Here is a 13,293-nt window from a genome sequence, read left to right as displayed (position 1 = left end):
GAATGGCAACCGTCACGCTCACCAATGTCGCCAAGCGCTTCGGCGCGTTCGAAGTCGTCCACGGTGCCAACATCGACATCGCCGATGGCGAGTTTGTCGTCTTCGTCGGCCCGTCGGGCTGCGGCAAGTCCACGCTGCTCAGGATGATCGCCGGGCTGGAGGAAATCAGCGGCGGCGAGATCGCCATCGGCGGCAAGGTGGTCAACGATGTCGAGCCGACCGACCGCGGCATCGCCATGGTGTTCCAGTCCTACGCGCTCTATCCGCATATGAACGTCGAGCAGAACCTCTCCTTCGGGCTGCGCATGACCGGCAACCCCAAGGCCGATACCGAGCGGCGGGTGAAGCGCGCGGCCGAGATACTGCGCATCAGCGAATTGATGGACCGCCGTCCGAAGAAACTTTCCGGTGGCCAGCGCCAGCGTGTCGCCATCGGTCGCGCCATCGTGCGCGAGCCGCAAGTGTTCCTGTTCGACGAGCCGCTCTCCAATCTCGATGCCGAACTGCGTGTCCAGATGCGGGTCGAGATTTCAAGGCTGCACAAGGAACTCGGCGCCACCATGGTCTATGTCACCCACGACCAGACCGAGGCGATGACGCTGGCCGACCGGATCGTCGTGCTGCGCGCCGGCCATATCGAGCAGATCGGCCGGCCGCTGGAACTCTATGACGATCCCGACAATATGTTCGTGGCCGGCTTTGTCGGTTCGCCGAAGATGAATTTCATCAAGGCCCATATTGTCGGGCGTGATGAAAAAGGGGTCGTGGTCGAGCTGGCGGGCGAGGAGAAGACCCGCATCACGCAACCGTTGAAATGCGCAGGGCCTGAACTGGGTAGCAAAGTCATCGTCGGCGTGCGGCCGGAACATTTTGGCAGCGCCGGTGAAGGCGACGCCGACCTCACCGCCGCCATCGACGTGGTCGAGCACCTCGGCGGCACGAGCTTTCTCTATGCCCGAACGACCCATGGCGAGGATGTGGTGATCCAGCGCGACGCGGCAAAGGTTCCCGACACCTCGGAGGTCACCGTTTCCATCCGCAAATCCTACCTGTTCGACGAAAAGGGGCTGCGGCTGCGCTGACCGGCCGCCCCTTTCCAAGCCCGCAAGGAGAATGACATGACTGCATCAACGCCCATTCGCTGGGGGATTCTTGGGCCGGGCGGCATCGCCAAGGCCTTTGCCGGCGGCGTCGCCGGTTCGCGCACCGGGAAACTGGTCGCCATCGGCGCGCGTAACCCCGGCAAGCCGGGTCTGGCCGAGAGCTTTCCCGGCGCCCGCATCCTCGACGGTTATGACGCTCTTTTCGCCGATCCGGAAATCGACGCGATCTATATCGCGGTCCCGCATCCCGGCCACGCGCAATGGGCGATCCGGGCGGCGGAAGCCGGAAAACATGTGCTTTGCGAAAAGCCGCTCGGGCTGACCGCCTTCGAGGCAGACGCCATGATGCATGCGGCGCGCAAGGCTGGCACCTTTCTCGGCGAAGCCTTCATGTACCGGCTGCATCCGCAGACGCTGCAGCTGGTAGGCCTGGTCAAGTCCGGCGTCATCGGCGAGATCAGGATGATCAAGTCGAGCTTCGGCTTCGCCATGCCTGATTTCATGCCGGAGCACCGGCTCTACGCCAACGACCTCGCCGGCGGCGGCATCCTCGACGTCGGCGGCTATCCCGTGTCGATGGTGCGCCTCATTGCCGGCGCTGCCGCGGGAAAGCCATTCGCCGAACCCGACAAGGTGGTGGGCGGCGCCCACCTTGGCCAGTCCGGCGTCGACGAATGGGCCTCCGCTGTCCTGCATTTCCCCGGTGGCATCGTCGCCGAGGTTTCCTGCAGTATCTCGCTGAACCAGGACAACGTCCTGCGCATCTTCGGCACCAAGGGCCGCATCGAGGTGCCGGACTTCTGGTTCGCCGGCGGCGACCGCGATGTCGGTCTCGGTCGGATCGACGTGATCGGCTCCGACGGCGCGCAAGAGACCATCAGCGTCAACGAGAAGCGCCATGTCTATTCCTTCGAGGTCGATGCCGCCGGCGAGGCGATCCGCGCCGGGCGACAGGAATTCGCTTGGCCGGGCATGGGCTGGGCCGACAGCCTCGGCACCTTGCGCGTGCTAGACAGATGGCGCGCGGCGGTGGGGCTGGAGTACGAGATCGAGAAGGCCTCCCTGCGCACCAACACCATCTCCGGCCGACCTCTGCGGCCCGGCGGCACCGCGATCGGCAAGCGCACCATTCCGGGCCTGCCGAAACCGACCTCCGTGGTGGCGCTCGGCTTCGAGGATTTCCGCACCTTCTCCTCCGGGTCTATCCTGCTCGATGCCTTTTTCGAGGCCGGCGGCAATCTGTTCGACACCGGCTACGTCTATGGCGGCGGCTACACCGAGACGCTGCTCGGCCAATGGCTGAGAAACCGTGGCGTGCGCGAGCAGTCGGTGATCATCGCCAAGGGCGCGCACTCGCCGCTCTGCTATCCCGACGTGATCGCAAAGCAGCTTGCCCAGTCGCTCGACCGTCTGCAGACCGACCATGTCGACATGTATTTCATGCATCGCGACAATCCGGACGTGCCGGTCGGCGAGTTCGTCGACGCCATGGACGCGGAGGTCAAGGCCGGGCGCATTCGCGGTCCCTTCGGCGGCTCCAACTGGACGATGCAGCGCATGGACGAGGCCATTGCCTATGCCGAGCGCACTGGCAAGCAGAAGCCCGGCGCGCTCTCCAACAATTTTTCGCTGGCCGAAATGCTGGAGCCGATCTGGGCCGGCTGCATCACCTCCTCCACCGACGACTGGAAAGCCTGGCTGACATCCAGGCAGATGCCGAATTTCGCCTGGTCGAGCCAGGGACGCGGCTTCTTCACCGACCGCGCCGGGCGCGACAGGCTGGACAGCGAGGAACTGGTGCGGGTCTGGTACTCCGAGCGCAATTTCGGCCGCCGCGACCGGGCGATCGAACTCGCCGCCAGGCTGCGCAAGAGCCCGATCCATATTGCGCTGGCCTATGTCCTCAACCAGCCTTTCCCATCGGTCCCGTTGATCGGGCCGCGCACGCTGGGCGAACTGGACGACAGCCTGCGGGCGCTGGACATCGCGCTTTCGCCGGCCGAACTCGAGTGGCTGGACGGCGGCAGCCTGCACGCGGCCTGATTAGGTCTCAAGCGGCGTCAGGTCTCGTCGTCCGACACCTTGGCGCCGCGCCTGGCCGGCGTTCGCAAGCTGGCATACATGCCGGTGGTGCGGAACTGGCTGGGCGTCGTGCCGTAGAGGCGGCGAAAGACCTTCGAAAAATAATTCGCATCCTCGAACCCGCACAGGATGGCCACTTCCTTCACCGGCAGGAAATCGGCCTTGGTCAGCAATTTCGCCGCCCGCTGCAGCCGCTGCTGCAGCACGAACTCGGCGGGCGGCAGGCCTTCGCTCTCGGCGAAGCAGCGTGAGAAATGAGCCCGGCTCAGTCCGCTGATCTGGACAAGGTCCGCCACCGGCAGGGCTTTGTCGAGATTGGCGTTGATATGATCGATGACCGGCTGCATGGCACTCTGTTTTTCGGCAAAGGCGTGCGAGCCGAACACATCGTCGTAGAGCGCCATCGCCGCCTCGTAGGCGATCGCCGAAGCAGCGCCTGGAGAAGCGGCCCCTTTGATAAGACGCAGACTGCAATCGGCAAGATGATCGATCGTCGCCGGCTGCAGCCGAAAGACCGGTCCCGACACGTCGAGGATCGACTTGTGGACGCGCAACGCCTCCTCGCCGTTCATCGAGATCCAGAAATATTCCCAGCGCTCGCCCCTGGCCAGCCAGTAGCGGTGGTTGTGCGGCACCAGCACCAGCAGCGTGTCGTTCGTCTGCAGGCGGTAATCGCGGTTTTCGTAGCGCAACCGGCCGGTACCGCCGATCGTATGCTGCAGGACGGTGAACGGTGTCTGACCGCGCTTTCGCCCGTCCCAGTCATAGGTCACGTCCTCGCGCACCTCATAGCCCGTGCTCGTCGGCATGGCATGCAGGCGCTGGCGGCCGCGCGGCAGCGAGACGGTCCGCATTGACTCTCCGTTGGCGATTAAATCCCGCAGCACAAAATTACCCCTGAAAGCATAATCCTTCTCTGGCCGCGCCCGCGAATAAGCGCATAATCGCGCCTCGAAGAACGCGAATAGCCTGCGAACGAGGAGCGGGCGGGAGGAGAGAAAAGCCGGATTCCGGCTTGAATGGCATGCGCCCAAAGGCGTGTGGCCATCTTTCTTCCCTTGCTGCTCCTTGCCTAGCATTCGATTGGACCGAGGTGAAGGTGATGAGTTTCAAAATCGCTATTATCGGCGCCGGCAGCGTCGGTTTCACGAAGAAGCTGTTCACCGACATATTGTGCGTGCCGGAATTCAAGGACATCGAATTCGCGCTGACCGACATCAGCGAGCACAATCTCGCGATGATCAAGGCGATCCTCGACAGGATCGTCGAGGCGAACAATCTGCCAACGAGGGTGACCGCGACGACCGACCGCCGCAAGGCGCTCGAGGGCGCGCGCTACATCATAAGCTGCGTGCGGGTCGGCGGCCTCGAAGCTTATGCCGATGATATCCGCATTCCCTTGAGATACGGCATCGACCAATGCGTCGGCGACACGATCTGCGCCGGCGGTATTCTCTACGGTCAGCGCAACATTCCGGTGATCCTGGATTTCTGCAAGGACATCCGCGAAGTCGCCGATACCAACGCCAAATTCCTCAACTATGCCAACCCGATGGCGATGAACACCTGGGCGGCGATCGAATACGGCAAGGTCGACACGGTCGGTCTCTGCCATGGCGTCCAGCACGGAGCCGAACAGATCGCCGAGGTGCTGGGCGCGAAATCGCCGCGGGAACTCGACTATGTCTGTTCCGGCATCAACCACCAGACCTGGTTCATCGATTTGCGGCTGAACGGCCGCAAGATTGATAGGGATGAGCTAATTGCCGCCTTCGAGGCACATCCGGTCTATTCCCAGCAGGAAAAGCTGCGCATCGATGTGCTCAAGCGCTTCGGCGTCTATTCGACCGAAAGCAACGGCCATCTCTCCGAATATCTGCCTTGGTACCGCAAGCGCCCCGACGAGATCACGCGCTGGATCGACATGTCCGACTGGATCCATGGCGAGACCGGCGGCTACCTCCGCTATTCCACGGAAACCCGCAACTGGTTCGAGACCGAATATCCGCAATTCCTCGAAGCGGCGTCGAAACCGATCGACGCATCAAGGCGCTCGAATGAGCATGCGAGCCACATATTGGAGGCGCTGGAAACCAACCGCGTCTATCGTGGCCACTTCAACGTCAGGAATGACGGCGTGATCACCAATCTGCCACGGGACGCCATCATCGAGTCACCCGGTTTCGTCGATCGTTTCGGCATCAACATGGCCGCCGGCATCACGTTGCCGGAAGCCTGTGCCGCTACTTGCATGGCTTCGATCAACGTCCAGCGCATATCGGTCCACGCGGCCATATCTGGCGACATCGATCTTCTGAAGCTTGCCGTGCTGCATGATCCGCTGGTCGGCGCGGTGTCGACGCCGGAGGAGGTCTGGCAGATGGTCGACGAAATGGTCGTCGCCCAGGCGCAATGGCTGCCGCAATATGCCCATGCGGTTCCGGCAGCCAAGGAGAGGCTGTCGAAATCCACGGTCAAGACGCGGGAATGGGCCGGTGCCGCGCGGCGAAGCGTGCGCTCGATCGAGGAACTGCGCGCCGAAAGGCCGCGCTGAAACAGGCCGTCTGAGAACCGGGCGCGGCGGCGGATCCACGGGAGGCGGATCCACCGCAGCCTGCCGTCCAGGCCAAATACGAGCAGCAGCAAACGTCTGAATACGAGGGAGGAGACAATGAGGAACCTACGCAGCATTGGCATTGCCGCCGGACTGGCGCTGAGCGTCTCCGTTCCGGCGCTCAACGCTTTCGCTTCCGAGCCGACCGTCCCACCGGTTCCGGCGACGTTTCCGGCCGAGGGCAAGATCAAGTACGTGCCGCGCGACTCCATCCTGGAGTTCAAGGCGCTGCCCGACTATCACGAGCCCGATTGGGTCACGGAGAAATACGTCAAGGCCGGCAAGCTGCCGCCGGTGAAAGATCGGCTGCCGAAGGAGCCGCTTGTCTTCAAGACCGCCAACATGCCGGACGGTGTCGGCGTCTACGGCGATACGATGCGCCATGTCATCGGCGGCCGGCCCGAAGGCTGGAACTACGGCGCCGGCCAGACCCAAGGGTGGGGCGGCATCGACATCGGCCTTTCCGAGTGCCTGACGCGCACCGCGCCGCTGTTCCAGGTCGAGGCGAAGGACACCGAGCCGCTGCCCAATCTCGCCAAAAGCTGGGATTGGTCAGCCGATGGCCACAAGCTGACCATGCATCTCGTCGAAGGCGCCAAATGGTCGGACGGCGTGCCATTCAACGCCGACGACGTCATGTTCTACTGGGACGACGAGGTCATGGATCCCAACGTCTCGCCGCTCAATGGCGCCACCCAGGAAACCTTCGGCGTCGGCACGACGCTGAAGAAGATCGACGACTACACCGTCGAGTGGACCTTCAAGGACGCCTTCCCGAAACAGCACCTCTACGCAATGGCCTATGGCACCTTCTGCCCCGGTCCCGCGCATATCTTGAAGCCGCAGCACCCGAAATATTCGAAGAACACCTACGACCAGTTCAAGAACGCCTTCCCGCCGGAATATATGAACATGCCTGTCATGGGCGCCTGGGTGCCGGTCGAATATCGGGCCGACGACATCATCGTCATGCGCCGCAATCCCTACTATTGGAAGGTGGACGAGAAGGGCAACCAGCTGCCCTATCTCAACGAGCTGCATTACAAACTGTCGACCTGGGCCGACCGCGACGTTCAGGCGGTCGCCGGCGCCGGCGACTTCTCCAACCTCGAGCAGCCGGAAAACTTCGTCGCCTCGCTGAAGCGCGCGGCGGAGGCGAACGCGCCGGCGCGCCTTGCCTTCGGCCCGCGGCTGATCGGCTACAATCTGCGCCTGAACTTCTCCGCCAATGGCTGGGGCAACCCGGACGAGCGCGGCCAGGCGATCCGCGAACTGAACCGCAACGAGGATTTCCGCAAGGCCGTCACCATGGCGCTTGATCGCAAGGCGCTGGGCGATTCCCTCGTCAAGGGGCCGTTCACCGCCATCTATCCAGGCGGCCTTTCCTCGGGCACCAGCTTTTATGACCGCAAGTCCACCGTCTACTATCCTTTCGACCTCGAGGGTGCCAAGGCCGAACTCGCCAAGGCCGGTCTGAAGGACACAGACGGCGACGGCATCGTCAACTTTCCGGCCGCGACCGCCGGCGGCAAGAACGTCGAAATCGTGATGCTGGTCAACAACGACTACACGACCGACAAGAGCCTCGCCGAAGGCGTGGTCGCGCAGATGGAGAAGCTTGGCCTCCGGATCGTGCTCAACGGGCTTAACGGCACCCAGCGCGATGCAACGCAATATTCAGGCCGCTTCGACTGGCTGATCCGGCGCAATGAGCAGGAGCTGACCTCCGTGGTGCAGAACACCGTGCAACTCGCTCCGGTCGGCCCCAAGACCAGCTGGGATCACCGCGCGCCGGAAAGCGGCGAGGTCGACCTGATGCCTTTCGAGAAGGACCTCGTCGACATCGTCAACAAGTTCGTCTCGTCGGCGGATAACAACCAGCGCGCCAGTCTGATGCGGGACTTCCAGAAGATCTCGACCGAGCACGTCTACAATGTCGGCCTGACGGAATATCCCGGCGCCTTGATCGTCAACAAGCGCTTCTCCAACATCCCGCAGGGCACGCCGATCTTCATGTTCAACTGGGCCGAGGATTCGATCATCCGCGAACGGGTCTTCGTCGCGGCCGACAAACAGGCGAAATACGAATTGTTCCCCGAAGAGCTTCCCGGCAAGCCTGGAGACAAGGGCCCGATGTAAGTTTAAGGGCCGATGCAAGTTTACCCTCCCTGACTGAGAGACACCCGGCCGCGTCGATGGCGCGGCCGGGACAAACCAACCCTCCGAACGCCCCTCCAGGGAAGCGTCCGGCGAGATGAGGAAGCGGACCGTCCATGCTGCGATTCCTGCTCATGCGCATAGCGTCGGCAATCCCGGTTCTCGCTATTTTGAGTCTCGTCACCTTTGCCATCATCCAGGCGCCGCCTGGCGATTATGCCGATTACATCCGCTCGCAGCTGATCAACCAGGGCGGAGCCTCCTTCGCGGAGGCCGACGCACAGGCCCAGGCCTATCGCGTCGAACACGGCCTCGATAAGCCGCTGCCCGTCCAGTATCTCAACTGGATCGGCGGCGTCGTCACCCGCGGCGATTTCGGCTACAGCCTCTATTACAACAAGCCGGTGGCCGAGGTCGTCGGCGAGCGCCTGCCGCGCACGCTGCTGCTCGCGCTGGTCTGCCATCTGCTCGCCTCGGTGCTCGGCATCACTTTCGGCATATGGGCCGCGACCCGGCAATACACCTGGATCGATTCCACGCTGTCGGCCATCGCCTTCCTCGGCATGACGGTGCCGCGCTTCCTGATGGCGCTGATCATCGTCTATCTCCTGGTCTTCCAGTTCAACGTGTCGGAAATCGGCTCATTCTTCTCGCCGCAATATGGCGGCGCGCCATGGTCGTGGGCCAAATTCGTCGACCTGGTCAAGCATGTCTGGCCGGTGGTGGCGATCGCCACCTTCGGCGGCCTCGCCTACAATATGCGCGTCATGCGCGGCAATCTGCTCGACACGCTCAACGCGCAATATGTCGAGACGGCGAGAGCCAAGGGCCTGACCGGCAGTGCCGTCGTCATGCGCCACGCCGTGCCCAATGCCTTGCATCCGCTCGTCATGTACCAGGGCGTGGTGCTGCCATACATGCTGACGGGCGAGATCGAGACGGCGATCATCTTCGCGCTGCCGACCGTCGGCCCGGCGATCGTCGGTTCGATGGCGGTCGGCGACGTCTATGTCACAGCCACCTTCATGATGGTGCTGTCGGCGACGCTGATCGTCGGCAACATCATCGCCGACATGCTGCTCGTCCTGCTCGATCCGCGCGTGCGCCAGTTCGGGGAGGGCTAGATGCTGGCGCGAGAGCCTTCACCACCGCCACTGCCGGCCGAGCGAGCCACAGTAGCGCCCGCACGCGGCAATGAGAGCTACATGGCGCTTGTCTGGCGCCGGCTGAAGCGCTCCTGGACCGGGATGGCTGGGCTTTGGCTGGTCGTGCTACTGCTGGTGATGGCCGTGTTCGCCGAATTCCTGGCCCCGATGGATCCGAAGGCGACCGATGTCGGCTTCGCCCCGCCGCAGCTGCCGTCCTTCCACGACAAGGATGGTAATTTCGTCGCGCGGCCTAGGGTCTATGCGCTGGCCGATTCGGCCGATCTCGATCCGGTCACCTTCCAGCCCATCGTCGGCCCCGACTACGACCACCCGAGGCTGCTTGGCTTCTTCGTCGAGGGCGCGCCCTACAAGCTCTTCGGGCTGATCCCGGCGAACCGGCACTTGTTCGCCTCGACGGACGGCCAGCCGGTGCATTTCCTCGGCACCGACAAATTCGGCCGGGACGTGCTGTCGCGCGCCATCCATGGTTCGCGTGTCTCGCTGATGATCGCGCTGACGGTGGTCTTCATCATCACGGTCATCGGTACCACTGTCGGCATGGTGTCGGGCTATTTCGGCGGCCGGTTCGACGTCTGGATGCAGCGCTTCGTCGAACTGGTGCTCGCCTTCCCACAACTGCCGCTCTATCTGGCGCTGACGACGCTGATCCCTGTCACCGCGCCGACCAATGTGTTCCTCGGCTTTGTCATCATCGTCATGTCGGCGTTGGGCTGGGCGCAGATGTCGCGCGAGGTGCGCGGCAAGACACTGGCGCTGGCGCGCATCGAATATGTGCGCGCCGCCATGGCGGTCGGCTCCACCGACCGGCGCATCATCCTGCAGCACATCTTCCCCAATGTGATGAGCCACGTGATCGTCGCCGTGACGCTGGCCATCCCGACGGTTGTGCTGCTCGAATCCTTCCTCGGTTTCCTCGGTTTTGCCGTCAAGCCGCCCCTGATCTCCTGGGGGCTGATGCTTCAGGACACCGCGACCTATTCCGTCATCGGTACCTATCCCTGGATCCTGTCGCCGGTCGGTTTCGTGCTGGTCACCGTCTTCGCCTTCAACGCGCTCGGCGACGGCCTGCGCGATGCCGTCGATCCGTATTGAGGGGACAGGAATGACCGTCGTACTCGCCGAGCCCTTCGCACCAGCCTTTCGCCTCGATCATGATGGGCGCCAGGGAGAGCCCGTCATCGACGCCCGCAACATCGAGGTCGCCTTCAAGGTCGAGCACGGTACCGTCGAGGCGGTCAAGGACATCTCGTTCCAGCTCTATCGCGGCGAGACGATCGCGATCGTCGGCGAATCCGGTTCCGGCAAGTCGGTGACGGCGCGCACCGTCATGGGCCTGCTGTCGCGCCGCGCAACGGTGTCACCGAAATCGAGCGTCTGTTATGACGGACAGGACATTCTGAAATTCCCCGAGAGCGCCCGGCGCAAGCTGCGCGGCAACCGCATCTCGATGATCTTCCAGGAGCCGATGAGCTCGCTCAACCCGATTTACACGGTCGGCAGCCAGATCGTCGAAGCGATCCGGGTGCATCGCAAGGTGAGCCGCAAACAAGCCTGGGCGCGCGCTCTCGAACTGCTGCGGCATGTGCAGATTCCCGAGCCCGAGGCGCGGCTCAAGCAATATCCGCACCAGCTCTCGGGTGGGCAACGGCAGCGCGTGATGATCGCCATGGCGCTCGCCAACGATCCGGACGTGCTGATCGCCGATGAGCCGACGACCGCGCTCGACGTCACGGTGCAGGCGCAGATCCTCAACCTGATCCGGAATCTGCAGAAAGAGCTGCGGATGGCGGTGATCCTGATCACCCACGACCTCACCGTGGTGCGCAAGTTTTCCGACTACGTCTATGTGATGCAGCATGGCGAAATGTGCGAGCACAACGTCACTGAACGCTTGTTCGCCGATCCGCGGCATCCCTACACCAGGCGATTGCTTGCTTCCGAACCAAGAGGACGGCCGCAACCGTTGCCCGAGGGCTGTGGCACCATCCTCGAAGCGAATGGCGTGCGCGTCTGCTTCATGCTGCGCCACGGCACGTTCTTGAAGCCGGACTGGCGTGAACTGGTCGCGGTCGACGACCTCGACCTCAAGCTTTGCCGCCATGAGACGCTTGGGCTGGTCGGCGAATCCGGCTCCGGCAAGACCACGTTCGGCCAGGCGCTGCTCCGGCTGACCGAAGCGAAACGCGGTGAGATCCGCTTCGATGGCCAGCCGATCCATGGCCTGTCGCGAACGCAGATGCGGCCGCTGCGGTCGCGCATGCAGATCGTCTTCCAGGACCCGTTCTCCTCGCTTAACCCACGCATGACGATCGGCCAGATCATCGAGGAAGGGCTGGTCGTCAACGGCATCGGCGCAACGCGCCGCGAGCGGGTCGAGCGGGTGCGCGAGGCGCTGGTCAGCGCGGGCATGCCGGGCGATATCCTGTCGCGGTTTCCGCATGAATTTTCCGGCGGCCAGCGGCAGCGCATCGCCATCGCCCGGGCCATCGCGCTCGAACCCGAATTCATCCTGCTCGACGAGCCGACATCGGCGCTGGATCTCTCCGTCCAGGCGCAGATCATCGACCTGCTACGCAAGCTGCAGGACGAGCGCGGCCTGAGCTATCTCTTCATCTCGCACGACCTCAAGGTGGTGCGCGCGCTGTGCCACCGCGTCATCGTCATGCAGCACGGCAAGATCGTCGAGCAGGGACCCGTCGACCAGGTCCTCACCAATCCCAAGACCGCCTACACCGAACGGCTCGTCAGGGCCGCTTTCGACGTGGCCTGAACAGATGCCGGAGGTTAACGTGGCAAGACATCCCAGGATCACTTTCATCGGCGCCGGCTCGACGGTGTTCATGAAGAACATCGTCGGCGACGTGCTGCAGCGCCCGGCACTTTCGGGCGCCACGATCGCGCTGATGGACATCAATCCGCAGCGGCTGGAAGAAAGCGCCGTCGTCGTCAACAAACTGATCGCCACACTCGGCGTCAAGGCGATGGCCGAGACCTACACGGACCAGCGCAAGGCGCTGGCGGACGCCGATTTCGTCGTCGTCGCCTTCCAGATCGGCGGCTATGAGCCCTGCACCGTCACGGATTTCGAGGTGCCGAAGACATATGGCCTGCGCCAGACCATCGCCGACACGCTCGGCGTCGGCGGCATCATGCGCGGCCTCAGGACCGTGCCGCATCTGTGGAAGATCTGCGAGGACATGCTTGCCGTCTGCCCGCGGGCCATCATGCTGCAATATGTCAACCCGATGGCGATCAACACCTGGGCGATCTCGGAGAAATATCCCGAGATCAGGCAGGTCGGGCTGTGCCATTCGGTGCAAGGGACGGCGATGGAGCTGGCACACGATCTCGACCTTCCCTATGACGAGATCCGCTACCGCTCGGCCGGCATCAACCACATGGCCTTCTACCTGCAGTTCGAGCATCGCCAGCCGGACGGATCCTATCGCGACCTCTATCCCGATCTCGTGCGGGCCTATCGCGAAGGCCGCGCGCCGAAACCCGGCTGGAATCCGCGCTGTCCGAACAAGGTGCGCTATGAGATGCTGACGCGGCTGGGCTATTTCGTCACCGAGAGCTCGGAGCATTTCGCCGAATACACGCCCTATTTCATCAAGGACGGCCGCCCCGATTTGATCGAGAAATACGGCATTCCGCTCGATGAATACCCCAAGCGCTGCGTCGAGCAGATCGAGCGTTGGAAGGACCAGGCGCAGGCCTACCGCTCGGCCCAGCGCATCGAGGTCGAGGAGTCCAAGGAATATGCCTCCTCGATCATGAATTCGGTCTGGACCGGCGAACCGTCGGTGATCTACGGCAATGTGCGCAACAATGGCTGCATCACCTCGCTGCCGCGTGATTGCGCCGCCGAGGCGCCGTGCCTGGTCGATGCGTCCGGCATCCAGCCGACCTATATAGGCGACCTGCCGCCGCAATTGACGGCGCTGATCCGCACCAACATCAACGTGCAGGAACTGACGGTGCGGGCGCTGATGAGCGAAAACCGCGAACACATCTATCACGCGGCGATGATGGATCCGCACACCGCGGCCGAACTCGATCTCGACCAGATCTGGTCACTGGTCGACGATCTCCTGGCCGCACATGGCGACTGGCTGCCGGCCTGGGCGCGCGTCAAACGCAAGAACGAAGCCGCCTGACCGGCGCT

At 63.3% G+C, this 13,293-nt stretch carries 8 protein-coding genes and 1 pseudogene; 8 read left to right on the top strand and 1 reads right to left on the bottom strand.

Annotated elements, in window-relative coordinates:
- The first annotated feature begins 2 nt into the window (after positions 1-2).
- Together LB516_RS01095 and LB516_RS01090 are read left to right on the top strand one after the other, a co-directional pair.
- Positions 3-1,082, top strand: a complete 1,080-nt coding sequence (locus LB516_RS01095) for an ABC transporter ATP-binding protein (RefSeq protein WP_224718760.1) — start codon at positions 3-5, stop codon at positions 1,080-1,082.
- A 36-nt stretch (positions 1,083-1,118) separates the two neighbouring features.
- Complete coding sequence (locus LB516_RS01090) at positions 1,119-3,146, top strand: aldo/keto reductase (protein ID WP_224718759.1); 2,028 nt, start codon at positions 1,119-1,121, stop codon at positions 3,144-3,146.
- A 17-nt stretch (positions 3,147-3,163) separates the two neighbouring features.
- Here the strand turns inward: LB516_RS01090 and LB516_RS01085 are convergent, their stop codons facing one another.
- Positions 3,164-4,039: an AraC family transcriptional regulator gene (locus tag LB516_RS01085; RefSeq protein WP_140614689.1), complete on the bottom strand. Its 876-nt coding sequence runs from the start codon at positions 4,037-4,039 to the stop codon at positions 3,164-3,166.
- A gap of 248 nt (positions 4,040-4,287) precedes the next feature.
- Between LB516_RS01085 and LB516_RS01080 the strand changes: the two are divergent.
- From LB516_RS01080 to LB516_RS01055, 6 genes and pseudogenes are all read left to right on the top strand, one after another.
- Positions 4,288-5,753 (top strand): annotated as a pseudogene (locus LB516_RS01080) (alpha-glucosidase/alpha-galactosidase).
- Positions 5,754-5,856: 103 nt separating this feature from the next.
- On the top strand, positions 5,857-7,938 hold the full coding sequence (locus LB516_RS01075; RefSeq protein ID WP_224718757.1) for an ABC transporter substrate-binding protein: 2,082 nt from the start codon (positions 5,857-5,859) through the stop codon (positions 7,936-7,938).
- Positions 7,939-8,072: 134 nt separating this feature from the next.
- Entirely contained in the window at positions 8,073-9,080 is a 1,008-nt protein-coding gene (locus tag LB516_RS01070) for an ABC transporter permease (protein ID WP_224642776.1), read from the top strand.
- The gene (locus tag LB516_RS01065) at positions 9,081-10,217 is read left to right on the top strand and encodes an ABC transporter permease (protein WP_015316260.1); all 1,137 of its coding nucleotides are present in this window, start codon (positions 9,081-9,083) and stop codon (positions 10,215-10,217) included.
- 10 nt (positions 10,218-10,227) lie between these two features.
- Complete coding sequence (locus tag LB516_RS01060) at positions 10,228-11,895, top strand: ABC transporter ATP-binding protein (RefSeq protein WP_224718756.1); 1,668 nt, start codon at positions 10,228-10,230, stop codon at positions 11,893-11,895.
- A gap of 19 nt (positions 11,896-11,914) precedes the next feature.
- Entirely contained in the window at positions 11,915-13,285 is a 1,371-nt protein-coding gene (locus LB516_RS01055; protein WP_224718755.1) for an alpha-glucosidase/alpha-galactosidase, read from the top strand.
- Positions 13,286-13,293: the final 8 nt, after the last annotated feature.

This window comes from Mesorhizobium sp. CO1-1-7 (assembly GCF_020164885.1).
Taxonomy (GTDB): domain Bacteria; phylum Pseudomonadota; class Alphaproteobacteria; order Rhizobiales; family Rhizobiaceae; genus Mesorhizobium; species Mesorhizobium australicum.
Note: the sequence above shows the minus strand (reverse complement) of the source record. Positions and strands in the feature narration are given on the sequence as shown.

Bases quoted from the DNA above. Each gene is read 5' to 3' on its own strand.
- LB516_RS01060 (WP_224718756.1), top strand. From the start codon at position 10,228: ATGACCGTCGTACTCGCCGAGCCCTTCGCACCAGCCTTTCGCCTCGAT.
- LB516_RS01085 (WP_140614689.1), bottom strand. From the start codon at position 4,039: ATGCGGACCGTCTCGCTGCCGCGCGGCCGCCAGCGCCTGCATGCCATG.
- LB516_RS01090 (WP_224718759.1), top strand. From the start codon at position 1,119: ATGACTGCATCAACGCCCATTCGCTGGGGGATTCTTGGGCCGGGCGGC.
- LB516_RS01070 (WP_224642776.1), top strand. From the start codon at position 8,073: ATGCTGCGATTCCTGCTCATGCGCATAGCGTCGGCAATCCCGGTTCTC.
- LB516_RS01075 (WP_224718757.1), top strand. From the start codon at position 5,857: ATGAGGAACCTACGCAGCATTGGCATTGCCGCCGGACTGGCGCTGAGC.
- LB516_RS01095 (WP_224718760.1), top strand. From the start codon at position 3: ATGGCAACCGTCACGCTCACCAATGTCGCCAAGCGCTTCGGCGCGTTC.
- LB516_RS01065 (WP_015316260.1), top strand. From the start codon at position 9,081: ATGCTGGCGCGAGAGCCTTCACCACCGCCACTGCCGGCCGAGCGAGCC.